33 protein-coding genes and 1 rRNA gene are annotated in these 21,652 nt (G+C 42.2%); 6 read left to right on the top strand and 28 right to left on the bottom strand.

Annotated elements, in window-relative coordinates; all coding sequences use genetic code 11:
• Positions 1–58 precede the first annotated feature (58 nt).
• Positions 59–1,601: ribosomal RNA gene (locus tag GWJ05_RS02310) — 16S ribosomal RNA — on the bottom strand.
• Positions 1,602–2,223: 622 nt separating this feature from the next.
• Here GWJ05_RS02310 and GWJ05_RS02315 point away from each other — a divergent pair.
• Positions 2,224–2,787: a gamma carbonic anhydrase family protein gene (locus tag GWJ05_RS02315; RefSeq protein WP_036933191.1), complete on the top strand. Its 564-nt coding sequence runs from the start codon at positions 2,224–2,226 to the stop codon at positions 2,785–2,787.
• Here the strand turns inward: GWJ05_RS02315 and GWJ05_RS02320 are convergent.
• Genes GWJ05_RS02320 through dprA form a run of 5 tightly spaced genes read right to left on the bottom strand, consistent with a single transcriptional unit; the run spans position 2,763 to position 6,132 of the window.
• Positions 2,763–3,023: a DUF1488 domain-containing protein gene (locus GWJ05_RS02320; RefSeq protein WP_036933192.1), complete on the bottom strand. Its 261-nt coding sequence runs from the start codon at positions 3,021–3,023 to the stop codon at positions 2,763–2,765. The two genes, GWJ05_RS02315 and GWJ05_RS02320, sit on opposite strands and share 25 nt — an antisense overlap.
• Positions 3,020–3,844, bottom strand: coding sequence for a shikimate dehydrogenase (gene aroE, locus GWJ05_RS02325; RefSeq protein ID WP_161681034.1), 825 nt, complete (start codon positions 3,842–3,844; stop codon positions 3,020–3,022). Before aroE ends, GWJ05_RS02320 begins: the two co-directional genes overlap by 4 nt.
• 5 nt (positions 3,845–3,849) lie before the next feature.
• On the bottom strand, positions 3,850–4,419 hold the full coding sequence (gene tsaC, locus GWJ05_RS02330; RefSeq protein WP_036933195.1) for an L-threonylcarbamoyladenylate synthase type 1 TsaC: 570 nt from the start codon (positions 4,417–4,419) through the stop codon (positions 3,850–3,852).
• Positions 4,412–4,969 carry a DNA topoisomerase family protein gene (locus GWJ05_RS02335; RefSeq protein WP_036933197.1) on the bottom strand — a complete coding sequence of 186 codons (558 nt, stop codon included), beginning with the start codon at positions 4,967–4,969 and terminating at the stop codon, positions 4,412–4,414. The genes tsaC and GWJ05_RS02335 overlap by 8 nt, the downstream gene beginning before the upstream one ends.
• A 17-nt stretch (positions 4,970–4,986) precedes the next feature.
• Positions 4,987–6,132, bottom strand: a complete 1,146-nt coding sequence (gene dprA / locus GWJ05_RS02340; RefSeq protein ID WP_036933198.1) for a DNA-processing protein DprA — start codon at positions 6,130–6,132, stop codon at positions 4,987–4,989.
• Positions 6,133–6,262: 130 nt separating this feature from the next.
• Between dprA and def the strand changes: the two genes are divergently transcribed.
• The 5 genes from def to mscL all read left to right on the top strand — a co-directional run bounded on the left by def (position 6,263) and on the right by mscL (position 11,137).
• Entirely contained in the window at positions 6,263–6,787 is a 525-nt protein-coding gene (gene def / locus GWJ05_RS02345) for a peptide deformylase (protein WP_036933199.1), read from the top strand.
• Positions 6,788–6,813: 26 nt separating this feature from the next.
• Positions 6,814–7,761, top strand: a complete 948-nt coding sequence (gene fmt / locus GWJ05_RS02350; protein WP_036933201.1) for a methionyl-tRNA formyltransferase — start codon at positions 6,814–6,816, stop codon at positions 7,759–7,761.
• 95 nt (positions 7,762–7,856) lie between these two features.
• Positions 7,857–9,125, top strand: a complete 1,269-nt coding sequence (rsmB, locus tag GWJ05_RS02355) for a 16S rRNA (cytosine(967)-C(5))-methyltransferase RsmB (RefSeq protein ID WP_115370526.1) — start codon at positions 7,857–7,859, stop codon at positions 9,123–9,125.
• 112 nt (positions 9,126–9,237) lie between these two features.
• Positions 9,238–10,614, top strand: coding sequence for a Trk system potassium transporter TrkA (trkA, locus tag GWJ05_RS02360; RefSeq protein WP_036933204.1), 1,377 nt, complete (start codon positions 9,238–9,240; stop codon positions 10,612–10,614).
• Positions 10,615–10,729: 115 nt separating this feature from the next.
• Positions 10,730–11,137, top strand: coding sequence for a large-conductance mechanosensitive channel protein MscL (gene mscL, locus GWJ05_RS02365; RefSeq protein ID WP_036933205.1), 408 nt, complete (start codon positions 10,730–10,732; stop codon positions 11,135–11,137).
• Between the two features lie 3 nt (positions 11,138–11,140).
• Here mscL and GWJ05_RS02370 read toward each other — a convergent pair whose 3' ends face one another.
• From GWJ05_RS02370 to rplP, 22 genes are all read right to left on the bottom strand, one after another.
• Positions 11,141–11,347: an alternative ribosome-rescue factor A gene (locus GWJ05_RS02370; protein ID WP_036933207.1), complete on the bottom strand. Its 207-nt coding sequence runs from the start codon at positions 11,345–11,347 to the stop codon at positions 11,141–11,143.
• 51 nt (positions 11,348–11,398) lie between these two features.
• Positions 11,399–11,812: a Zn(2+)-responsive transcriptional regulator gene (gene zntR / locus GWJ05_RS02375; protein WP_036933211.1), complete on the bottom strand. Its 414-nt coding sequence runs from the start codon at positions 11,810–11,812 to the stop codon at positions 11,399–11,401.
• A gap of 263 nt (positions 11,813–12,075) precedes the next feature.
• Positions 12,076–12,462, bottom strand: a complete 387-nt coding sequence (gene rplQ / locus GWJ05_RS02380; RefSeq protein ID WP_004246940.1) for a 50S ribosomal protein L17 — start codon at positions 12,460–12,462, stop codon at positions 12,076–12,078.
• Positions 12,463–12,499: 37 nt separating this feature from the next.
• Complete coding sequence (locus tag GWJ05_RS02385; protein ID WP_006535513.1) at positions 12,500–13,489, bottom strand: DNA-directed RNA polymerase subunit alpha; 990 nt, start codon at positions 13,487–13,489, stop codon at positions 12,500–12,502.
• A 25-nt stretch (positions 13,490–13,514) separates the two neighbouring features.
• Positions 13,515–14,135 (bottom strand): 30S ribosomal protein S4, encoded by a 621-nt coding sequence (gene rpsD / locus GWJ05_RS02390; RefSeq protein WP_004246942.1) that lies wholly within the window; start codon positions 14,133–14,135, stop codon positions 13,515–13,517.
• A 36-nt stretch (positions 14,136–14,171) separates the two neighbouring features.
• Complete coding sequence (rpsK, locus tag GWJ05_RS02395; protein ID WP_002919257.1) at positions 14,172–14,561, bottom strand: 30S ribosomal protein S11; 390 nt, start codon at positions 14,559–14,561, stop codon at positions 14,172–14,174.
• A 16-nt stretch (positions 14,562–14,577) separates the two neighbouring features.
• Complete coding sequence (gene rpsM, locus GWJ05_RS02400; RefSeq protein WP_036914623.1) at positions 14,578–14,934, bottom strand: 30S ribosomal protein S13; 357 nt, start codon at positions 14,932–14,934, stop codon at positions 14,578–14,580.
• A 146-nt stretch (positions 14,935–15,080) separates the two neighbouring features.
• Positions 15,081–15,197 carry a 50S ribosomal protein L36 gene (gene rpmJ, locus GWJ05_RS02405; RefSeq protein WP_071788572.1) on the bottom strand — a complete coding sequence of 39 codons (117 nt, stop codon included), beginning with the start codon at positions 15,195–15,197 and terminating at the stop codon, positions 15,081–15,083.
• A gap of 42 nt (positions 15,198–15,239) precedes the next feature.
• Complete coding sequence (secY, locus tag GWJ05_RS02410) at positions 15,240–16,562, bottom strand: preprotein translocase subunit SecY (protein ID WP_006535510.1); 1,323 nt, start codon at positions 16,560–16,562, stop codon at positions 15,240–15,242.
• Between the two features lie 7 nt (positions 16,563–16,569).
• Positions 16,570–17,004 carry a 50S ribosomal protein L15 gene (gene rplO, locus GWJ05_RS02415; RefSeq protein WP_036933215.1) on the bottom strand — a complete coding sequence of 145 codons (435 nt, stop codon included), beginning with the start codon at positions 17,002–17,004 and terminating at the stop codon, positions 16,570–16,572.
• Between the two features lie 3 nt (positions 17,005–17,007).
• The gene (rpmD, locus tag GWJ05_RS02420) at positions 17,008–17,187 is read right to left on the bottom strand and encodes a 50S ribosomal protein L30 (RefSeq protein ID WP_036914634.1); all 180 of its coding nucleotides are present in this window, start codon (positions 17,185–17,187) and stop codon (positions 17,008–17,010) included.
• 5 nt (positions 17,188–17,192) lie between these two features.
• Positions 17,193–17,693 (bottom strand): 30S ribosomal protein S5, encoded by a 501-nt coding sequence (rpsE, locus tag GWJ05_RS02425; RefSeq protein WP_023583472.1) that lies wholly within the window; start codon positions 17,691–17,693, stop codon positions 17,193–17,195.
• Between the two features lie 14 nt (positions 17,694–17,707).
• Complete coding sequence (gene rplR, locus GWJ05_RS02430) at positions 17,708–18,061, bottom strand: 50S ribosomal protein L18 (RefSeq protein WP_023583471.1); 354 nt, start codon at positions 18,059–18,061, stop codon at positions 17,708–17,710.
• Between the two features lie 9 nt (positions 18,062–18,070).
• Positions 18,071–18,604, bottom strand: coding sequence for a 50S ribosomal protein L6 (gene rplF / locus GWJ05_RS02435; RefSeq protein ID WP_036933221.1), 534 nt, complete (start codon positions 18,602–18,604; stop codon positions 18,071–18,073).
• A 14-nt stretch (positions 18,605–18,618) separates the two neighbouring features.
• Positions 18,619–19,011 (bottom strand): 30S ribosomal protein S8, encoded by a 393-nt coding sequence (gene rpsH, locus GWJ05_RS02440; RefSeq protein ID WP_004246950.1) that lies wholly within the window; start codon positions 19,009–19,011, stop codon positions 18,619–18,621.
• Positions 19,012–19,043: 32 nt separating this feature from the next.
• Positions 19,044–19,349, bottom strand: coding sequence for a 30S ribosomal protein S14 (rpsN, locus tag GWJ05_RS02445; RefSeq protein WP_006535503.1), 306 nt, complete (start codon positions 19,347–19,349; stop codon positions 19,044–19,046).
• A 12-nt stretch (positions 19,350–19,361) separates the two neighbouring features.
• A complete protein-coding gene (gene rplE / locus GWJ05_RS02450; RefSeq protein ID WP_036933223.1) occupies positions 19,362–19,901 on the bottom strand; it encodes a 50S ribosomal protein L5 in 540 nt (179 codons plus the stop codon).
• A 13-nt stretch (positions 19,902–19,914) separates the two neighbouring features.
• On the bottom strand, positions 19,915–20,229 hold the full coding sequence (gene rplX / locus GWJ05_RS02455) for a 50S ribosomal protein L24 (protein ID WP_006535502.1): 315 nt from the start codon (positions 20,227–20,229) through the stop codon (positions 19,915–19,917).
• A 10-nt stretch (positions 20,230–20,239) separates the two neighbouring features.
• A complete protein-coding gene (gene rplN / locus GWJ05_RS02460) occupies positions 20,240–20,611 on the bottom strand; it encodes a 50S ribosomal protein L14 (RefSeq protein WP_004246955.1) in 372 nt (123 codons plus the stop codon).
• A gap of 176 nt (positions 20,612–20,787) precedes the next feature.
• Complete coding sequence (gene rpsQ, locus GWJ05_RS02465; protein ID WP_023583468.1) at positions 20,788–21,042, bottom strand: 30S ribosomal protein S17; 255 nt, start codon at positions 21,040–21,042, stop codon at positions 20,788–20,790.
• Positions 21,042–21,233 carry a 50S ribosomal protein L29 gene (rpmC, locus tag GWJ05_RS02470; protein WP_004238624.1) on the bottom strand — a complete coding sequence of 64 codons (192 nt, stop codon included), beginning with the start codon at positions 21,231–21,233 and terminating at the stop codon, positions 21,042–21,044. Before rpmC ends, rpsQ begins: the two co-directional genes overlap by 1 nt.
• On the bottom strand, positions 21,233–21,643 hold the full coding sequence (gene rplP, locus GWJ05_RS02475) for a 50S ribosomal protein L16 (protein WP_006535500.1): 411 nt from the start codon (positions 21,641–21,643) through the stop codon (positions 21,233–21,235). Before rplP ends, rpmC begins: the two co-directional genes overlap by 1 nt.
• Positions 21,644–21,652 lie beyond the last annotated feature (9 nt).

Here is a 21,652-nt window from a genome sequence, read left to right on the forward strand (position 1 = left end):
TGCTCGTTCTTCATCAGACAATCTGTGTGAGCACTGCACATAACACGTATCTCTTAGGTAAGGAGGTGATCCAACCGCAGGTTCCCCTACGGTTACCTTGTTACGACTTCACCCCAGTCATGAATCACAAAGTGGTAAGCGCCCTCCCGAAGGTTAAGCTACCTACTTCTTTTGCAACCCACTCCCATGGTGTGACGGGCGGTGTGTACAAGGCCCGGGAACGTATTCACCGTAGCATTCTGATCTACGATTACTAGCGATTCCGACTTCATGGAGTCGAGTTGCAGACTCCAATCCGGACTACGACAGACTTTATGAGTTCCGCTTGCTCTCGCGAGGTCGCTTCTCTTTGTATCTGCCATTGTAGCACGTGTGTAGCCCTACTCGTAAGGGCCATGATGACTTGACGTCATCCCCACCTTCCTCCGGTTTATCACCGGCAGTCTCCTTTGAGTTCCCGCCATTACGCGCTGGCAACAAAGGATAAGGGTTGCGCTCGTTGCGGGACTTAACCCAACATTTCACAACACGAGCTGACGACAGCCATGCAGCACCTGTCTCAGCGTTCCCGAAGGCACTCCTCTATCTCTAAAGGATTCGCTGGATGTCAAGAGTAGGTAAGGTTCTTCGCGTTGCATCGAATTAAACCACATGCTCCACCGCTTGTGCGGGCCCCCGTCAATTCATTTGAGTTTTAACCTTGCGGCCGTACTCCCCAGGCGGTCGATTTAACGCGTTAGCTCCAGAAGCCACGGTTCAAGACCACAACCTCTAAATCGACATCGTTTACAGCGTGGACTACCAGGGTATCTAATCCTGTTTGCTCCCCACGCTTTCGCACCTGAGCGTCAGTCTTTGTCCAGGGGGCCGCCTTCGCCACCGGTATTCCTCCACATCTCTACGCATTTCACCGCTACACGTGGAATTCTACCCCCCTCTACAAGACTCTAGCCAACCAGTTTCAGATGCAATTCCCAAGTTAAGCTCGGGGCTTTCACATCTGACTTAATTGACCGCCTGCGTGCGCTTTACGCCCAGTAATTCCGATTAACGCTTGCACCCTCCGTATTACCGCGGCTGCTGGCACGGAGTTAGCCGGTGCTTCTTCTGCGGGTAACGTCAATTGATAAAGGTATTAACTTTATCACCTTCCTCCCCGCTGAAAGTACTTTACAACCCTAAGGCCTTCTTCATACACGCGGCATGGCTGCATCAGGCTTGCGCCCATTGTGCAATATTCCCCACTGCTGCCTCCCGTAGGAGTCTGGGCCGTGTCTCAGTCCCAGTGTGGCTGATCATCCTCTCAGACCAGCTAGAGATCGTCGCCTAGGTGAGCCATTACCTCACCTACTAGCTAATCCCATATGGGTTCATCCGATAGCGCAAGGTCCGAAGAGCCCCTGCTTTGGTCCGTAGACGTCATGCGGTATTAGCCACCGTTTCCAGTAGTTATCCCCCTCTATCGGGCAGATCCCCATACATTACTCACCCGTCCGCCGCTCGTCAGCAAGAAAGCAAGCTTTCTTCTGTTACCGCTCGACTTGCATGTGTTAGGCCTGCCGCCAGCGTTCAATCTGAGCCATGATCAAACTCTTCAATTAAAAGTGTTTGATGCTCAAAGAAATCGAAAACTTAGCTATTCATAAATGAATTTACTTTTGTTGTTCACTCTTCAAGACTTGATACATCTAATATTTTAGAAGATATCGTCTCTGCGAGTGCCCACACAGATTGTCTGATAATTTGTTAAAGAGCAGTGCAACATTCGCTGCCGTTTCCGGTCTTCTGCATTGTTGCGAGGAGGCGTATATTACGTTATTCCTCTGAAGAGTCAAGAGTTTTTTCAAACTTTTTTCTTTTCTCTTCGCTGTCCTTCGTGGCTGTTGTCAGCTCATCGTCGGTCAGTGGATGCGCATTATAGGGAGATCTCGGATTAGCGCAAGTGTTTATTTCATTTTTTTTTCTGTTCGTTCTCTTTTTGAACTTTGCGTCTATTTTTGATACTAAAAACACCTTTTGCGTACAAAAAATATACACCTTATCTTTTTATTGTCTATTCGGTATATTCTATTAATCATGTTTTATTGCTCTGTTTCCGCTTTATTAGCAGATTTTCAATATTTATAGTAACGCATAGAAAAGATCATTTTCTCGTCAACGCCCCCCATCCACTGCTATGCTTTTCTTAATTTTATAAAGTAAAATCAAGTACGAGGTTAAATTATGGGGAAATCAACAATCAGGAACTATTTAAACCTTTCACCTTCTATTGATAAAGATGTTTTTATCGACGAAACAGCAACTGTCATTGGTGATGTGCGTATTAGCAAAGATGTCAGTATCTGGCCAATGGTGGTTATTCGTGGCGATGTGAATTACGTCAGTATTGGAGAAAGGTCAAACATCCAAGATGGTTCCGTTCTTCATGTAACTCATATCTCCCACAATGATCCTGAAGGTTTTCCTCTTATTATTGGTGATAATGTCACTGTCGGACATAAAGCAATGTTACATGGATGCACAATAGGTAATCGTGTACTAGTTGGAATGGGATCTATTTTACTTGATGGTGCAATTATTGAAGACAATGTCATGATTGGCGCTGGCAGTTTAGTTCCACCAGGAAAACGACTTGAGAGTGGTTTTCTTTACTTAGGAAGTCCTGCTAAAAAAATTCGCCCACTCTCATCAGAAGAGATAGAACACTTTATCTATTCTGCTAATAATTATGTTGAGTGGAAAAATAATTATTTAGATACTCATCAATCAGCCATTGATAAAGAATAAATAGGGTGAAGAGTTGATAACTCATACTCAGTGACCAGCTCTTCAAATTCTTCTTCAATGTCCCAACGATTTTGTTTAAATAATAATATTCCGTCTCCAATACCAAAACGCTCAATAAGCTCTTGCTCCGTAATTTGACAATTAAAAAGCATTCCATTGATCATAACAGGAAAAAGAACACAATGAGTCTCAGCTAACCATGTTTCACGCTCTGGGAATTGAATAGACTGGTTCATTGATTCAATTTTTCTCTCAAAACAGTTAAGACAGGGTTAATATCTGGCACACGCTCATACCATAGTTCAAATGCATAGGCAGCTTGCCCGACAAGCATGCCTAATCCATCAGATAAACGTGTACTTCCATGTTTTAATGCGTTGTATAGAAATGATGTCATGCCTGCTTGATAATAAAGATCATAACAAGCGGTTTCAAAGCCATATACATCATTAGGAATAGGCGGTAAGTCATTAGTCATACTAGATGCAGATGCATTTATGATTAAATCATAATGTCTATCAGCAACATCTTTAGGAGCAATCGCTCTAATCGTCCCAAATTGGTTAAATTCTTTTACCAGTTGCTCAGCTTTAGTGAATGTACGATTAGTCAAGGTAATATCGCAATCATAATCAAGTAATGGAAGCAATATTCCTCTCGTTGCACCACCAGCACCAATCACTAAAACGGACCCAACTTTGCCAGGCACAATAAAATCAAGCCTGGCTAGATCCAAAATAAGCCCTTGCCCGTCTGTATTATCACCAAGAAGTGAACCATCTTCCAGTTTAACAATAGAGTTAACTGCACCACATCCCTTTGCTCTATCTGTCAATTTATCTACAAAACGAAAGGCTTCTTCTTTAAAAGGAACTGTAACATTAGCACCTCGTCCTCCATTCGCAAAAAAACGAGAGGCTGTTTTATCAAATTCATTCAAAGGAACAAGTAAACGCCCATAGCCATACTCTATTCCTGTTTGTTTTGAAAAAAACTGATGAATAAAAGGTGATTGGCTATGTTCGATAGGATTTCCCATCACTAAATATTTTTCCATTACAATCACCCTTGTCGATATAATTCACCCGTTAACACATCTCGAATTTCAGAAGGATTTTGCCGACCACCAACATCCCCTTCAACAATAGGAATGATGTCCTGAAATTGTTCTCTTACTTCTTCAACTGTACGACATGGTGGCAATCCACTTAAGTTAGCACTAGTTGACACTAAAGGTTTTCCATAAGCCAAACAGAGCTCTTTAACAATGGCATGATCTGTCACTCTCACTGCCAAAGAAGAAAACCTCCCAGTTAACCACTTTGGTGTTGTCGACTTGGCGGGAATGACCCATGTAACCGGCCCTGGCCAAGATGCAAACATTCTGTCTCGTTGAGTAGGTGTTAATGCACTATCATCAATGTAAGGTTTTAATTGCTCATAATTGTCAGCAATTAAAATTAATCCTTTTTCGATTGAGCGTTGCTTTAGTGCTAATAGTGCCATAACAGCATGTTCATTATCAGGATCACAACCAACCCCGAATACAGCTTCTGTTGGATATGCGATAACTTTATTGTTATGTAGTGCTTCTATAATAGTATTATTTACAGGTGATGCTTCGTTATTCATGTTCTTCTCTTTTTGTTTGCGGCTTCCCACATAATTTGCTGGCGCACACTAATCTTACTCCCTGAGAAGACCTTTTTTCCATTAATAATAAATAATGACAATACTCACACTCACCATTAACAGGTTTATTATTTAACACAAATTGACATTCTGGATATCGGTTACAAGCATAGAATGTTTTACCAAACCGAGACTTGCGTTGTAACAATTTCCCCTTTCCACATTGAGGACAAGGAATAATGGTTTCATCAGGTTTATCTATTTGTTCTATGTGTTCACACTCTGGGTAATTACTGCAACCAATAAACATGCCAAATTTACCCTGACGCAACACTAAATCAGCACCACAGCATTGACAAGGTTGCCCTTCTAGAATTTTTATAATTTGACCATCACCTTGCGATTTTAATGTTTTTATATAGTGACATTTAGGATAAGCAGAACATCCTAAAAAAGGGCCATGACCACCATTTTTCATGACCAACTCACTGCCACATTCAGGGCATTTGTCCTGTTCAGGTTGCTGTGTAAACGGCATATTTTTTACCATTATTTTACCTCATACACTTATTCCAATCGAGTATAGCCACCAGCCACAATAACGACTTTTTCTATAAGCTCAAGTTCTAATAAAAGAGGAGCTAATTCAGATGTTGATAATCCACTATCATGAGCAATTATATCAATAGGTACTATTTCATTAAAACGTACGAAAGGTAATATCATATCAATCGCTAATTGTTGATTTGGCGTAAGTTGCTCCCTTTGGATATCCTTTTTTTTATTATCAGAGAGCTGTATAAGTTTTTCATCTATCTGTTCTTGCGGCGATTCATATTCGCAAGTAAGCCACTGCAAAGAACTATTTAAATATTCTAAAATATCATCTGGTGAAGATGCTAAATTTGCACCTTGCTTAATAAGTTGATGATTACCTTCAAAATGAAGATCGCCTAATAGCCCTGGTAAAACAAACAATTCCTTACCCTGCTGCAATGCATAGTTAGCTGTAATCAAAGAGCCACTTTTAATTCCTGCTTCAATAATAAGCAATGTAGCACTTAACCCACTAATAATTCGATTACGCTGAGGAAAATAACGCGCTAAAGGAGGAGTCATGGGTAAATGTTCAGAAATTAGAAGACCAGACTCTTTTATTTGTGTTGCAAGAGTACGATGGAACGAAGGATAAATATGCTCTAAACCACTTCCAAGTACGGCAATAGTGACACCTTTATTATTTAGTGCACTTCGATGCCCTATTCCATCAATACCTTGAGCTAGCCCACTCGTAATAGTGAATTGGTTCTTTACCAGTTCTTGTGCAAAGTAAGTCGCCCATTTAGTACCATATGCTGTTGCATTTCGGCTACCTATTAATGCAATTTGTGTGCTGATTAAATGTTTTCGATTTCCTGCAACAAAAAGCAAAAGTGGTGGTGATGAAATTTGCTTTAATAAAGGTGGATAATCTGAATCCGTAATCGTTAATAATGATGATTCATTTTTATCTAACCACTTTAATGTATTATTGACAGCATCTGCATGAAGTCTTAAAAATTGATGACTTTGCTGTTCTGACAAGCCACAACTTTTTAATTGTCTATAAGTGAGTTGTGTGACAGATTGTAAATATTTTGCAATTTGAATGGCTTTATTAGTCGGTAATCTTGAAATAGCATTAAGTCTTATCCATATTTCTCTGACATCCATGCATTATCCTAATGTTATTTTTAGCAAACAGGATGAGTGCTAAACACACCAAATACTGTCAATCTAGATAATAAATGTCTAGAATAGACGTTAAATCCTATTCACATTTTAGAAACAGTCCGAATAAATTATGGCAGTGTTACACGTATTACATTATCCAGACGAGCGCCTTCGCACGATTGCAAAGCCAGTCGAAAAAGTTGATGCCGAAATTCAAAAAATTGTCGATGATATGTTTGAAACGATGTATTTAGAAGAAGGTATTGGCTTAGCAGCAACACAAGTGGATATCCACCAGCGCATTATCGTCATTGATGTCTCCGAAACAAGAGACCAAAGACTGGTATTAATAAACCCAGAACTTCTTGATGCTGAAGGTGATACAGGTATCGAAGAAGGCTGTTTATCTATCCCAGAACAACGTGCTTTTATTCCTCGTGCTGAGCACGTAAAAGTAAAAGCACTTGATTACAATGGCCAGCCTTTTGAATTAGAAGCTGATGACTTATTGGCTATCTGTATTCAACATGAAATGGACCATTTAGTTGGTAAACTGTTTGTAGATTATTTATCTCCATTAAAACGCCAACGTATCCGTCAAAAAGTTGAGAAACTCGATAAGCTAGATAAAAAAAGAGCTAAAGCAGGACAGTAACAGTTAAATTGAAACAGGAAGAAAACGTGTCTGATTCATTACGTATTATTTTTGCGGGAACACCCGATTTTGCGGCTCGACATTTAGCCGCATTGTTATCAACCCAACATCGTGTGGTGGGAGTAATGACTCCTCCAGATAAACCCGCAGGAAGAGGTAAGAAACTGACTATTAGCCCAGTTAAAGCACTAGCTTTAACTCATGATATTCCTGTTTATCAACCTGCCTCTTTAAAGCCAGAAGAGAACCATGAATGGATTATAGAACAACAAGCCGACATTATGATTGTTGTGGCTTATGGGATGATCTTACCTAAAGCCGTGCTTGAAATCCCTCGTTTAGGTTGTCTAAATGTACATGGTTCTCTCCTTCCTAAATGGCGTGGCGCCGCACCGATTCAACGCTCTTTATGGGCAGGAGATAAAGAAACGGGTGTCACAATTATGCAGATGGATGTTGGTTTAGATACAGGTGATATGTTGTATAAAGCATCATGCCCAATTACAAATGAAGACACCAGTGCGTCACTTTATGAAAAACTGGCAGAACTAGGCCCTAAAGCTCTAACGACGACACTCGATCTGCTTACATCAGGTAAAATAAAAGCTGAAAAACAAGATGATAGTTTAGCGAATTACGCCCAAAAATTATCTAAAGAAGAAGCAAAAATTGATTGGTCATTATCGGCAGAGCAAATTGAGCGCTGTATAAGAGCCTTCAATCCATGGCCAATGAGCTTCTTCATGCTAGACGAACAGCCGGTAAAAGTATGGAAAGCACACGTTATTGCAGATGATACAAATCAACCGGTAGGAACTTTATTAAAAGCAGATAAAACAGGTATTTATATTGCGACAGGTAACGGCATTCTAAATATCACTGAATTACAGCCTTCAGGTAAAAAGCCTATGGCTTCTGCTGATTTCCTAAACTCCAAGCGAGATTGGTTCACGCCTGGGAAAATCATTCAATAATAATTCTAAACCCTGATACTTATCCTTATCAGGGTTTCCTTTTTTCACGCCAATGTAACACTTCTCTGGCGCTCAATATTAAACGTTGACTCATTATGAAAACGTCATACAACTTACGTAGCATTGCAGCAAAAGCAATCAATCAGGTATTAGATCAAGGCTTATCTCTAAGCACTGTCATACCAGAACTTCAAAAAAATATTTCAGATAAAGATAAAGCTTTATTACAAGAAATTTGCTTTGGTGTATTACGCACATTGCCACAATTAGAATGGATTATTCAGCAACTCATGGATAAGCCATTAAAAGGTAAACAACGCATTTTACATTACCTCATTATGGTGGGTTTATATCAGCTTCTTTATACGCGTATTCCTGCCCATGCAGCTCTTGCAGAAACAGTAGATGGTGCCGTTGCACTAAAAAAACCACAGTTAAAAGGATTAATTAACGGTGTGTTACGTCAGTTTCAACGTCAACAAGATATCCTTAATGAACGTTTTCAAAATAGTGAAAGCCATTTTCTTCATCCATCATGGTTACTTGCCCGCATCAAGCACGCTTACCCTGAACAATGGATGAGTATTGTTGAAGGCAACAACAAAAAACCACCTATGTGGTTACGTGTTAATCAACAACACCATTCACGAGAAGAATATTTGGCATTATTGGCAGATAATGAGATTTCAGCCATTGCTGATGATAGCCATCCTTTTGCTATCCGTTTAGAAAATCCATGTAACGTTAACCTTCTTCCCGGATTTGCAGATGGTTGGGTAACAATTCAAGATCGTTCTGCTCAACGTTGCGCTGAATTATTAGCACCAAAAAATAAAGAACAAATTCTCGATTTATGTGCAGCACCTGGGGGCAAAACAACACATATTTTAGAGATAGCCCCTCAAGCTAAAGTATTAGCAATAGACATAGATGAGCAACGTCTGAAACGTGTACAAGAAAACCTTACTCGTTTGAAACTTAATGCTGTCGTCAAAAGTGGTGATGGCCGTTATCCCGAACAATGGTGTTCAGGTATGCTATTTGATCGCATTCTACTTGATGCGCCATGTTCAGCAACCGGTGTTATCCGTCGTCATCCTGACATTAAGTGGCTTCGTCGTAATGATGATATTGATCAATTAGCTCAAATTCAAAAAGAAATTCTTCATGCTATTTGGCCATACTTAAAATCTGGTGGCACATTAGTTTATGCAACATGTTCTATTCTTCCAGAAGAGAACATACAACAAGTTAAAGCATTTTTAACATCAACTAAAGATGCACAATGTCACTATCAACATCAGTGTTTACCTGAAGAAAAAGGTGGCGATGGTTTCTTTTATGCATTGATAAAAAAAATATGATCCCGTGATAAAAGATGCTATCGGATCCAAAAAACGCTACTATTTCAACGCAAGATCATCAAGATCTTGCGTTTCTTTTCTATTTGTTAATCGAATACTCTGAGAAATTACGATGAAAATTATTATCTTAGGCGCTGGTCAAGTCGGTGGTACTCTCGCTGAAAATCTTGTCGGGGAGAATAATGATATTACTGTCGTTGATACTAATGCTGATCGTTTACGTCAACTTCAAGATAAATTCGATTTACGAGTAGTCAATGGACATGGCTCTCATCCAAGGATCTTAAGAGAAGCTGGTGCTGAAGATGCTGATATGTTAGTTGCTGTCACTAATTCTGACGAAACGAACATGATTGCGTGCCAAGTTGCTTATACCTTGTTTAATACGCCAAATAAAGTTGCACGTATACGTGCTTCAGAGTTTGTTCGTGAAGCAGATAAACTATTTCTTCCTGAAGCTATTCCCATTGATTATTTAATATCACCAGAACATTTAGTTATTGATTATATTTATAAACTTATTCAATATCCTGGCGCATTACAAGTGGTTAATTTCGCAGAAGGCCAAGTCAGTATCGTTGCGGTAAAAGCCTATTATGGTGGTTCTCTTGTGGGTAATGCTTTGTCAACATTAAGAGATCATATGCCACATATTGATACACGTGTTGCTGCAATTTTTCGTCAAGATAGACCTATTCGGCCTCAAGGCTCCACTATCATAGAAGCTGGAGATGAGGTCTTTTTTGTTGTCGCATCTCAGCATATTCGTGCTGTAATGAGTGAATTACAACGATTAGAAAAACCATATAAACGCATTATGATTGTGGGTGGCGGTAATGTAGGTGCTGGTTTAGCTGCTAGATTAGAAAAAGATTATAGCGTCAAACTTATTGAACATAATCAACAACGTGCAACTGAATTAGCAGAACTTCTTCATGACACAATTGTTTTTTATGGTGATGCATCAGACCAAGAGCTTCTTGCAGAAGAACATATAGAACAAATCGATGTCTTTATCGCGCTGACTAATGATGATGAAGCTAACATTATGTCTGCTATGTTAGCAAAAAGAATGGGGGCAAAAAAAGCAATGGTCCTCATTCAGCGCAGTGCGTATGTTGATTTAGTTCAAGGTGGCGTTATTGATATTGCAATTTCACCACAGCAAGCAACTATTTCTGCACTTTTAGGTCATGTTCGTAAAGCGGATATCGTCAGTGTTTCCTCATTACGTCGCGGTGTTGCTGAAGCAATTGAAGCTGTGGCTCACGGTGATGAAAATACATCAAAAGTCGTTGGTCGTCGTATACAAGATATCAAACTGCCGCCAGGAACCATTATCGGGGCAATTGTTAGAAATGAAGATGTTATTATTGCAAATGCAAGCCACTCTATCGAACAAGGCGATCACGTGATTATGTTTATCACAGATAAAAAATATGTTCCTGAAGTTGAAAAGCTTTTCCAACCTAGTCCATTTTTCTTATAGAGATGACGTAGAAATAAGAATAATAGTGATTGTTACTTATAATGGTCTATTATTATCATGTTAGATACTATATTTTTACATAATAAATCTACACTTACACAAATAAGGGGTGGTTATGGCTTTTTTCAAAGAGTTTCGTGAATTTGCAATGAAAGGTAACGTAGTTGACATGGCTGTCGGTGTCATCATTGGTGCAGCTTTCGGTAAGATTGTTTCATCACTGGTAGCTGATATTATCATGCCACCATTGGGATTATTAATTGGCGGTATTGATTTTAAGCAGTTTAGTCTTGTACTAAGAGAGGCAAGTGGAGATATGCCTGCCGTTGTACTAAATTACGGTATGTTTATTCAAACTGTTTTTGACTTCGCTATTGTTGCATTTGCTATTTTCTGCGCGATTAAATTAATTAATAAAACACGCCGCCAAGCAGAAGAAGCTCCGAAAGCACCGCCAGCCCCATCTGCAGAAGAAACACTATTAACAGAGATCCGCGATTTATTAAAAAACCAGCAGAAATAAAAACTAAAAGGCCAGTGATAACAATTGAAAAAATCTTTTGTTATCACTGGCCTCCCAGTTACCCTTTTTGTTATGTTTTTCTTTTCTCACAAAACTACCTTTTCCTTTCTTGTTTTTTTCTACGCGCTGCCTAAATAATGGATCGTGAACCAATGCAGCTAAAGCATTCTCTTTAATAACACCTTTTTGGTGTTGATATTTGTTAGACATAACAAACCTCTTAAATTGTTAAAGAACATAAAACAAAATTCGGTAATGATATTATTGCTTTGTTGCTCCGGATTCAAGTATTTCTAGAATTGAGCAATAAGTACTCTCATGAGCACTACCACAACACGCATTACTTAACATTTTTAATGAATCGCGCATTTTTTCCATCTCTTTTAAACGCAATTCAACTTCTTCAAGTCTTGCATCAACGATATGCTTCGACTCGATACAAGTGTGATGAGCAGGATCAACACGAATCGAAAGGAGTTCAGTAATAGCATCCAATGTAAAACCAAGCTCTTTCGCATAGCGGATAAAACGTAATCGCTGTAGATCTTTTTCTGTATAGAGGCGATAACCCCCTTCTGTACGTCTATCATGATCCATCAACCCTTGTTTTTCATAAAACCGGATTGTATCTGTTGTTACATTCGCAAGTTTTGCAACTTGTCCAATACGGTACATGGATCATCCTCCATTGTTAATTATGAATAAGCATAGCAAATAACCAAAAGAACAGAATTGAAAAATAGTACGAAGCTTATAATACGCAATAACAGTATGGTGACATAGCAGAAAATAAATATGATGCAACACAAAAGAAAATAAAGAGGTATGCAAAAAATAAAAAAGAGAGAGCGTAGTATACTTACAAATAGTTTTTTAACAGGTATAAAAAAACCGGATTAAAAATCCGGTCTTTTTATTCGCTTCACTAAATAATTAAATTATTCAGCTGCTGCTTCTGTTTCAGAATCAGCACGGTCAACAAGCTCAATGTAAGCCATTGGAGCGTTGTCACCAGCACGGAAGCCACACTTCAGAATACGAGTGTAACCACCTGCACGGCTCGCAAAACGCGGACCTAATACTGTAAACAGTTTTGCCACGACTTCGTTATCACGAGTACGGGCGAATGCCAGACGACGATTAGCTACGCTGTCGGTCTTGGCAAGAGTAATCAGCGGCTCAACGACGCGACGCAGTTCTTTCGCTTTAGGCAAAGTTGTCTTGATTATCTCATGACGAACTAAAGAACCTGCCATGTTACGAAACATAGCCTGACGATGGCTGCTGTTGCGGTTCAATTGACGACCACTCTTACGATGGCGCATGACCTTATCCTTCTCAGTAAAACCTTAACCTGTGATCTTATTCATCAGCGATACTTGCAGGTGGCCAATTCTCAAGGCGCATACCTAGAGATAGACCACGCGACGCCAGTACGTCTTTAATCTCAGTAAGAGATTTCTTACCAAGGTTAGGCGTCTTAAGTAATTCAACTTCAGTACGCTGTACCAGATCACCGATGTAGTGGATTGCTTCTGCCTTCAGACAGTTAGCAGAGCGGACAGTCAATTCAAGATCGTCTACTGGGCGCAGTAAGATAGGATCGAATTCTGGCTTCTCTTCTTTAACTTCTGGTTGACGAACATCACGTAAGTCAACAAAAGCTTCAAGCTGTTCAGCCAGGATAGTCGCTGCACGGCGAATCGACTCTTCTGGATCGATAGTACCGTTAGTTTCCATCTCGATTACCAGCTTATCCAAGTCGGTACGCTGTTCAACACGAGCTGCTTCCACATTATAAGCAATACGCTCAACTGGGCTATAGCACGCGTCTACTAAAAGGCGACCGATAGGGCGCTCATCTTCTTCCGAATGAATTCGGGCAGAAGCCGGCACATAACCACGACCACGCTGAACTTTGATACGCATATTAATAGATGCGTTTTCGTCTGTAAGGTGGCAGATAACGTGCTGCGGCTTGACGATTTCGACATCACCGTCATGGATGATATCGGCTGCAATAACAGGGCCAATGCCAGATTTGCTCAAAGTAAGAATAACTTCATCTTTACCATGAACTTTTACCGCCAACCCCTTAAGGTTGAGCAGTATTTCTAGGATATCTTCCTGAACACCTTCTTTGGTGCTGTACTCATGCAGTACACCATCAATCTCAACCTCTGTTACCGCACAACCCGGCATAGACGAAAGCAGAATACGGCGCAGTGCGTTACCAAGAGTATGGCCGAAGCCTCGCTCTAATGGCTCAAGGGTCACCTTGGCGTGCGTCGAACTGACTTGCTCGATATCAACCAGGCGCGGTTTTAGAAACTCTGTCACAGAACCCTGCATTGTGTCCTCTCTTTGGTGCTAAGCCTTACTTGGAGTAAAGCTCGACGATCAGGTGCTCGTTAATGTCAGCAGACAAGTCAGTACGTTCAGGAATACGCTTGAACACACCTTCCATCTTAGCAGCATCAACTTCCAGCCATGTTGGCTTTTCACGCTGTTCAGCCAGCTCTAAAGCAGCCTTGATACGAGACTGTTTTTTCGATTTTTCACGAACGCTGACTACGTCATTCGGGGAAACCTGATAAGAAGCAATGTTAACCACGCGACCATTCACCATGATTGCTTTATGGCTAACCATCTGACGTGCTTCTGCGCGAGTTGCGCCAAAGCCCATACGATAAACAACGTTATCCAGACGACCTTCCAGCAGAGTCAGCAGGTTTTCACCTGTGTTGCCTTTCAGACGTGTTGCTTCTTTGTAGTAGTTACGGAATTGACGTTCTAGAACACCGTAAATACGACGTACTTTTTGTTTTTCACGTAACTGAACACCGTAATCAGACAGACGCGGTTTACGTGCGCCGTGCTGACCTGGTGCTTGTTCCAGTTTACACTTGGTGTCAATCGCCCGAACGCCAGATTTTAGAAATAAATCTGTACCTTCGCGACGGCTCAGCTTGAGCTTAGGACCCAAATATCTTGCCATTTTCTTTCTCCAACTTTCCTAAAAACGAAAACGTTATTAAACGCGACGTTTTTTCGGTGGGCGACAACCGTTATGAGGAATCGGAGTCACATCAGTAATATTAGTGATGCGGAAACCAGCCGCGTTTAATGCACGGATAGTTGACTCACGACCAGGACCAGGTCCTTTAACCATAACTTCCAAGTTCTTAATTCCGTACTCTTTAACAGCTTCAGCGCAACGTTCTGCTGCAACCTGAGCCGCGAACGGAGTAGATTTACGAGAACCACGGAAACCGGAACCACCGGCAGTAGCCCAACCCAATGCGTTACCTTGACGATCAGTAATAGTAACGATTGTGTTGTTGAAAGAAGCATGGATATGAGCCACACCGTCAGAGACTTGTTTTCTTACACGCTTACGTGCACGAATAGGTGCTTTTGCCATTGTTCAAATACCCCGATTATTTCTTGATCGGCTTACGCGGACCCTTACGGGTACGTGCGTTAGTCTTAGTACGCTGACCGCGAACTGGTAGACCACGACGATGACGTAAACCACGGTAAGTACCAAGATCCATCAGACGTTTGATGCTCAGGGTAACTTCACGACGCAGATCACCTTCTACAACGTATTTGGCAACTTCGTCACGCAGCTTGTCGATTTGCTCTTCAGACAGCTCACTGATCTTAACATTTTCAGCAATACCAGCAGCTACACAGATAGCCTGTGAGCGGGTTTTACCGATGCCGTAAATCGAAGTTAATGCGATTACGGTATGTTTATGATCAGGAATGTTAATGCCTGCTATACGGGCCACTATGCACTCCTAAATTAGCAGTTATACAGTACTATTCTGAAAAGCCCGTTTTCAGGATACTCAAACAATACTGTACATATTATAAAAGATTGGGCTGGCTAATTTAGCCAGCTCAACCGAACTTTGCAAGAAAAAAATGCAATAAATTAGCCTTGACGCTGTTTATGCTTAGGCTCGACGCTGCAAATTACACGCACGTGACCGTGACGTCTAACAATTTTGCAGTTACGGCACATTTTCTTGACGGAAGCACGAACTTTCATTTTTACTCTCCGTAACTTCTAAAACAAATCGCTTATCAGTAATTAACCTTTAAGATTTGCTTTTTTCAATGCAGACTCATACTGACTTGACATCAGGAGAGTTTGCACTTGAGCCATAAAATCCATGATGACCACAACCACGATTAAGAGGGAAGTACCACCAAAATAGAAAGGTACTTTCATTGCGTCACGCATGAACTCCGGGATGAGACAGATAAAGGTAATATACAAGGCACCAATTAAGGTTAAACGAGTCATCACTTTATCTATATATTTAGCCGTCTGCTCTCCCGGGCGAATTCCTGGTACAAATGCACCGGACTTCTTCAGGTTATCTGCCGTTTCTCTTGGGTTGAAAACCAACGCCGTATAAAAGAAACAGAAGAATATGATTGCAGCAGCGTATAGTAGCACATAAATAGGTTGACCAGGCTGTAGATTTAACGAAATCGTCGTCAGCCAACCCCATCCTGTACCATCGCCAAACCAAGAGGTTATTGTACCAGGAAACAGGATAATACTTGAAGCAAAAATTGCTGGTATAACACCCGCCATATTTACTTTAAGTGGTAGATGTGTACTTTGTGCCGCGTATATTCTACGCCCTTGTTGACGTTTTGCATAGTTAACAACGATACGACGTTGTCCTCTTTCTACAAAAACAACAAAGAAAGTAACCGCGAACACCAATACTGCAACCAACAATAACAGGAGGAAGTGCAGTTCGCCTTGCCGCGCCTGCTCGATGGTTTGACCAATGGCAGGTGGAAGACCTGCAACGATACCTGCAAAGATAATGATTGAGATACCGTTACCAATACCACGTTCAGTGATTTGCTCACCTAACCACATCAGGAACATTGTCCCAGTGACTAAGCTCACAACAGCCGTAATATAGAATGGTAAGCCTGGATTAATCACCAGACCTTGCATTCCTGGCATATTCGGTAAGCCTGTTGCGATACCAATTGATTGGAATATCGCCAGCACCAAAGTACCATAACGGGTATATTGGCTGATCTTACGACGACCGGCCTCCCCTTCCTTCTTAATCTCTGCTAACCGAGGGTTAACCACTGATAAAAGTTGGATAATAATCGATGCCGAAATATAAGGCATGATACCCAGCGCAAAGATAGAAGCACGGCTAAGAGCACCACCAGAGAACATGTTAAACATTTCAATGATGGTGCCTTTTTGCTGATCGAGCAATTTGGCAAGCACAGTGGCATCAATACCAGGGATAGGAATAAAAGAGCCAATCCTAAAGACAATTAGTGCACCAAGAACAAACAAAAGTCTGCGTTTTAGTTCACCTACACCACCTTTAGCACTCTGAAAATCTAAACCTGGTTGTTTAGCCATCTGTCACTTATTCCTCAATTTTACCGCCAGCTGATTCGATTGCTGCACGGGCACCTTTGGTAACACGCAGACCACGAATAGTCACTGCACGGTTAACCTCGCCAGATAGAATTAATTTTGCATATTCAATCTGTGGGCCAACAACGTTTGCGGCTTTCAGTGCATTCAGATCGATTACATCGCCTTCAACGTAAGCTAAATCAGACAGGCGGATTTCCGCAGTCACGAATGATTTACGTGAAGTAAAACCAAATTTTGGTAAACGACGATATAAAGGCATCTGGCCACCTTCAAACCCACGACGTACGCCACCGCCAGAACGAGACTTCTGACCTTTGTGACCACGGCCGCCAGTTTTACCTAAGCCAGAACCGATACCACGACCTACACGTTTAGGCGCATGCTTGGCACCTTCAGCCGGAGACAGAGTATTTAAACGCATCTCTTACTCCTCAACTTTAACCATATAGGAAACCAAGTTGATCATACCGCGAACTGCTGGTGTATCTTCGCGTTCTACAGTGTGACCGATGCGACGCAGGCCTAAACCAGTCATAGTTGCCTTATGTTTAGGCAGACGACCGATTAAGCTGCGTGTTTGAGTAATTTTAATAGTCTTAGCCATGGTCATTACCCCAGAATTTCTTCAACGGATTTACCACGCTTAGCTGCGACCATATCTGGAGACTTCATGCTATCTAAAGCGTCCAGTGTTGCACGAACCACGTTAATCGGGTTAGTGGAACCATAGGTTTTAGCCAGTACGTTACGAACGCCAGCCACTTCTAGAACTGCACGCATTGCACCACCTGCGATGATACCAGTACCTTCATGAGCAGGCTGCATAAATACGCGAGAACCTGTGTGGGTACCTTTAACAGGGTGGAACAAAGTACCGTTGTTTAAAGCGACGGTTTTCATATTGCGACGGGCTTTTTCCATCGCTTTCTGGATTGCTGCCGGAACTTCGCGAGCTTTGCCATATCCAAAACCAACGCGGCCATTACCATCACCAACGACTGTAAGCGCGGTGAAGCTAAATATACGACCACCTTTAACGGTTTTAGATACGCGGTTTACCGCGATCAGCTTTTCCTGCAGTTCGCCAGCTTGTTTCTCGATGTGAGCCATCTTACACTCCTACCTTAGAACTGAAGGCCAGCTTCACGGGCAGCATCTGCCAGTGCCTGGACTCGACCATGATATTGGAAACCGGAACGGTCAAATGATACTACTTTGATACCTTTTTCCAGAGCGCGTTCAGCAACAATTTTACCAACTACTGCTGCTGCTTCTTTGTTTCCAGTGTTTTTCAGTTGCTCAATGATAGCTTTTTCTGTAGTAGAAGCGGCCACCAAAGTTTCAGAACCGTTTGGTGCAATAACCTGCGCATAAATATGGCGAGGGGTACGGTGTACCACCAGGCGAGTCGCACCCAATTCTTGGAGCTTACGGCGTGCGCGGGTCGCACGACGGATACGAGCTGCTTTCTTATCCATAGTGTTACCTTACTTCTTCTTAGCCTCTTTGATACGCACAACTTCGTCGGCGTAACGAATACCTTTACCTTTATAAGGTTCAGGGCGACGGTAAGCACGCAGTTCAGCTGCTACTTGACCAATCACTTGCTTATCCGCACCTTTCAGCACGATTTCAGTTTGTGTTGGACATTCAGCAGTGATGCCTGCTGGCAGTTGGTGTTCCACTGGATGTGAAAAACCTACTGATAAGTTAACCGCATTGCCTTTAATAGACGCACGATAACCTACACCTACCAGTTGCAGTTTCTTAGTGAAGCCTTCGGTAACACCTACAACCATTGCATTTAACAGAGAACGAGTAGTACCCGCCTGTGCCCATGCATCAGCGAAACCATCACGAGGTGCGAAAGTTAACTGGTTGTCAGCATGTTGAATTTCAACTGCATTATGGATAGTACGAGTTAGCTCGCCGTTTTTACCCTTAATCGTAATTACCTGACCGTTGAGTTTAACCTCTACGCCGGCAGGAATGACGACGGGTGCTTTTGCCACACGAGACATTCTTTCCTCCCGAATTAAGCTACGTAGCAGATAATCTCGCCACCAAGACCTGCTTGGCGAGCTGCACGATCAGTCATAACACCTTTTGAGGTAGAAACAACAGCGATGCCCAGTCCTGCCATAACTTGTGGCAGCTCATCTTTTCTTTTATAGATGCGCAGACTTGGACGGCTTACGCGCTGAATGCTTTCTACTACAGCCTTACCTTGGAAATATTTTAAAGTGATTTCCAGTTCTGGCTTAGTGTCGCCTTCAATTTTAAAATCTTCGATATAACCTTCTTCCTTAAGCACGTTGGCAATCGCCACTTTCAGCTTGGAGGAAGGCATTGTGACCGCAACTTTATTCGCGGCCTGACCGTTACGGATACGGGTCAGCATATCCGCGATGGGATCTTGCATGCTCATCTGTCTTTACTCCCGTGATTCAATTATGGTAATTACCAGCTAGCCTTTCTAAGGCCCGGGATTTCACCGCGCATAGCGGCTTCACGGACTTTAATACGGCTGAGGCCAAATTTCCGCAGGAAACCGTGCGGACGTCCAGTTTGACGGCAGCGGTTACGCTGACGTGAAGGACTTGAATCACGTGGCATAGTTTGCAGTTTCAGAACAGCATTCCAACGATCTTCATCAGATACGTTCACATCTGAAACGATAGCTTTCAGTTCTGCGCGTTTTGCGAAGAATTTCTCAGCTAAATTCGCACGTTTTACATCACGTGCTTTCATAGATTTCTTAGCCATGAATGCCCTGCCTTACTTGCGGAACGGGAAGTTAAACGCTGCTAACAGTGCGCGACCTTCATCATCTGATTTCGCAGTCGTAGTAATGGTAATATCCAAACCACGAACACGATCCACTTTATCGTAATCGATTTCAGGGAAGATGATTTGCTCACGTACGCCCATGCTGTAATTACCACGTCCATCAAATGATTTAGCGGACAAACCACGGAAGTCACGGATACGTGGTACAGCAATAGAGATCAGGCGTTCAAAGAACTCCCACATGCGTTCGCCACGCAGGGTCACTTTACAGCCGATCGGATAGCCCTGGCGGATTTTGAAGCCTGCAACAGATTTGCGTGCTTTGGTGATCAAAGGTTTTTGACCTGAGATTGCTGCTAAATCAGCTGCTGCATTGTCCAGCAGTTTCTTATCAACAATCGCTTCACCAACACCCATGTTCAGGGTGATCTTCTCGACCCGAGGGACTTGCATGACAGAATGGTAACCAAACTGAGACATCAGTTTTTGGACTACCTCGTCTTTGTAGTAATCATGCAGTTTCGCCATCGTATACTCCAAATTACTTGATAGTTTCTTTATTAGATTTGAAGAAACGAACTTTTTTGCCGTCTTCGAATCTAAAACCTACACGGTCAGCCTTACCGGTTGCCGCATTGAAGATTGCAACGTTAGAAACTTGGATAGAAGCTTCTTTTTCAACGATGCCACCTGGTTGGTTCAGAGCCGGAACTGGCTTCTGATGTTTTTTAACCAGATTGATACCTTCAACGATAACTTTACCAGAAGAAAGAACCTGTTTTACTTTACCGCGCTTACCTTTATCTTTACCAGTTAGCACGATAACTTCGTCTTCACGACGGATTTTCGCTGCCATTGCCTGCTCCTTAGAGTACTTCAGGTGCCAGAGAGATTATTTTCATAAACTTCTCGTTACGAAGTTCACGAGTAACCGGCCCAAAAATACGCGTACCAATAACTTGCTCGCTGTTGTTGTTTAACAATACACAAGCGTTGCTATCGAAGCGAATGACAGAACCGTCAGGGCGACGAACACCCTTCTTGGTGCGCACCACTACCGCTTTCAGTACATCACCTTTCTTAACTTTACCACGTGGAATTGCTTCCTTGATGGTAATTTTGATGATGTCACCTACATCTGCGTAGCGACGGTGCGAGCCACCTAGAACCTTGATACACATTACGCGACGTGCACCGGAGTTGTCGGCCACGTTCAGCATAGTCTGTTCTTGGATCATTTTAGTGCTCCGCTAAATGTCAACTACTACTGAGCCACTTCCACATTAGAAGAGGCCGTTCAATATCCCATAATACGAGGGAGCGGCATTATAACACCACATTCTCGATATGGACAGAAAAAATAAACGGCTCGTTCAGTTTTGAGCCGTTTATTTCGTACGAAAAGGCTATTTTATTACAGAACAGCTTTTTCTACAACGCGAACTAACGCCCAAGACTTAGTCTTAGACAGTGGACGTGTTTGACGAATTTCTACTACGTCACCAATTCCACATTCGTTGTTCTCGTCATGTACATGCAGTTTGGTCGTACGACGGATAAACTTACCATATAATGGATGTTTAACCATACGATCGATAGCAACAACAATAGATTTTTCCATTTTGTCACTAACTACACGACCTTGCAGAGTACGGATTTTATCGGTCATTACGCACCCGCCTTCTCAGTCAGTAAAGTCTTAACGCGTGCGATATTACGACGCACTTGTTTCAACAGATGAGACTGTTGTAACTGACCACTTGCTGCCTGCATACGCAGGTTGAACTGCTCGCGCAGTAAGTTCAGCAGTTCTGTGTTCAGCTCTTCAACGCTCTTTTCGCGCAGCTCTTTTGCTTTCATTACATCACCGTCTTAGTTACAAAGGTGGTTTTGATAGGCAGTTTTGCTGCCGCCAGCTTGAATGCTTCACGGGCCAGTTCTTCAGGCACACCATCCATTTCATACAGGACTTTACCTGGCTGGATTAAGGCAACCCAATACTCAACGTTACCTTTACCTTTACCCATACGGACTTCGAGCGGCTTTTCAGTGATTGGTTTGTCTGGGAACACACGGATCCAGATTTTACCCTGACGCTTAACTGCACGGGTCATTGCACGACGTGCCGCTTCGATCTGACGTGCAGTCAGACGACCACGGCCCACAGCTTTAAGACCGTAAGTCCCGAAGCTTACATCCGCACCAGCAGCTAAGCCACGGTTGCGGCCTTTGTGCACTTTACGGAATTTTGTACGCTTTGGTTGTAACATCAGCGACTC

This window comes from Proteus sp. G2626, assembly GCF_009915985.1.
Lineage (GTDB): Bacteria > Pseudomonadota > Gammaproteobacteria > Enterobacterales > Enterobacteriaceae > Proteus > Proteus vulgaris.

Excerpts from the sequence above, each read along its gene's own strand:
- mscL (WP_036933205.1), top strand. The coding sequence starts at position 10,730 with ATGGCTTTTTTCAAAGAGTTTCGTGAATTTGCAATGAAAGGTAACGTA.
- rpmD (WP_036914634.1), bottom strand. The coding sequence starts at position 17,187 with ATGGCTAAGACTATTAAAATTACTCAAACACGCAGCTTAATCGGTCGT.
- trkA (WP_036933204.1), top strand. The coding sequence starts at position 9,238 with ATGAAAATTATTATCTTAGGCGCTGGTCAAGTCGGTGGTACTCTCGCT.
- rpmJ (WP_071788572.1), bottom strand. The coding sequence starts at position 15,197 with ATGAAAGTTCGTGCTTCCGTCAAGAAAATGTGCCGTAACTGCAAAATT.
- rpsH (WP_004246950.1), bottom strand. The coding sequence starts at position 19,011 with ATGAGCATGCAAGATCCCATCGCGGATATGCTGACCCGTATCCGTAAC.
- rpmC (WP_004238624.1), bottom strand. The coding sequence starts at position 21,233 with ATGAAAGCAAAAGAGCTGCGCGAAAAGAGCGTTGAAGAGCTGAACACA.
- rplX (WP_006535502.1), bottom strand. The coding sequence starts at position 20,229 with ATGGCAGCGAAAATCCGTCGTGAAGACGAAGTTATCGTGCTAACTGGT.
- rpsN (WP_006535503.1), bottom strand. The coding sequence starts at position 19,349 with ATGGCTAAGAAATCTATGAAAGCACGTGATGTAAAACGTGCGAATTTA.
- dprA (WP_036933198.1), bottom strand. The coding sequence starts at position 6,132 with ATGGATGTCAGAGAAATATGGATAAGACTTAATGCTATTTCAAGATTA.
- GWJ05_RS02320 (WP_036933192.1), bottom strand. The coding sequence starts at position 3,023 with ATGAACCAGTCTATTCAATTCCCAGAGCGTGAAACATGGTTAGCTGAG.
- tsaC (WP_036933195.1), bottom strand. The coding sequence starts at position 4,419 with ATGAATAACGAAGCATCACCTGTAAATAATACTATTATAGAAGCACTA.
- rpsE (WP_023583472.1), bottom strand. The coding sequence starts at position 17,693 with ATGGCTCACATCGAGAAACAAGCTGGCGAACTGCAGGAAAAGCTGATC.
- rplF (WP_036933221.1), bottom strand. The coding sequence starts at position 18,604 with ATGTCTCGTGTGGCAAAAGCACCCGTCGTCATTCCTGCCGGCGTAGAG.
- rpsK (WP_002919257.1), bottom strand. The coding sequence starts at position 14,561 with ATGGCAAAAGCACCTATTCGTGCACGTAAGCGTGTAAGAAAACAAGTC.
- rpsD (WP_004246942.1), bottom strand. The coding sequence starts at position 14,135 with ATGGCAAGATATTTGGGTCCTAAGCTCAAGCTGAGCCGTCGCGAAGGT.
- rplR (WP_023583471.1), bottom strand. The coding sequence starts at position 18,061 with ATGGATAAGAAAGCAGCTCGTATCCGTCGTGCGACCCGCGCACGCCGT.
- GWJ05_RS02315 (WP_036933191.1), top strand. The coding sequence starts at position 2,224 with ATGGGGAAATCAACAATCAGGAACTATTTAAACCTTTCACCTTCTATT.
- rplN (WP_004246955.1), bottom strand. The coding sequence starts at position 20,611 with ATGATCCAAGAACAGACTATGCTGAACGTGGCCGACAACTCCGGTGCA.
- rplP (WP_006535500.1), bottom strand. The coding sequence starts at position 21,643 with ATGTTACAACCAAAGCGTACAAAATTCCGTAAAGTGCACAAAGGCCGC.
- rplQ (WP_004246940.1), bottom strand. The coding sequence starts at position 12,462 with ATGCGCCATCGTAAGAGTGGTCGTCAATTGAACCGCAACAGCAGCCAT.
- GWJ05_RS02370 (WP_036933207.1), bottom strand. The coding sequence starts at position 11,347 with ATGTCTAACAAATATCAACACCAAAAAGGTGTTATTAAAGAGAATGCT.
- rpsQ (WP_023583468.1), bottom strand. The coding sequence starts at position 21,042 with ATGACCGATAAAATCCGTACTCTGCAAGGTCGTGTAGTTAGTGACAAA.
- def (WP_036933199.1), top strand. The coding sequence starts at position 6,263 with ATGGCAGTGTTACACGTATTACATTATCCAGACGAGCGCCTTCGCACG.
- GWJ05_RS02335 (WP_036933197.1), bottom strand. The coding sequence starts at position 4,969 with ATGGTAAAAAATATGCCGTTTACACAGCAACCTGAACAGGACAAATGC.
- aroE (WP_161681034.1), bottom strand. The coding sequence starts at position 3,844 with ATGGAAAAATATTTAGTGATGGGAAATCCTATCGAACATAGCCAATCA.
- secY (WP_006535510.1), bottom strand. The coding sequence starts at position 16,562 with ATGGCTAAACAACCAGGTTTAGATTTTCAGAGTGCTAAAGGTGGTGTA.
- rplE (WP_036933223.1), bottom strand. The coding sequence starts at position 19,901 with ATGGCGAAACTGCATGATTACTACAAAGACGAGGTAGTCCAAAAACTG.
- GWJ05_RS02385 (WP_006535513.1), bottom strand. The coding sequence starts at position 13,489 with ATGCAGGGTTCTGTGACAGAGTTTCTAAAACCGCGCCTGGTTGATATC.
- zntR (WP_036933211.1), bottom strand. The coding sequence starts at position 11,812 with ATGTACCGTATTGGACAAGTTGCAAAACTTGCGAATGTAACAACAGAT.
- rplO (WP_036933215.1), bottom strand. The coding sequence starts at position 17,004 with ATGCGTTTAAATACTCTGTCTCCGGCTGAAGGTGCCAAGCATGCGCCT.
- rsmB (WP_115370526.1), top strand. The coding sequence starts at position 7,857 with ATGAAAACGTCATACAACTTACGTAGCATTGCAGCAAAAGCAATCAAT.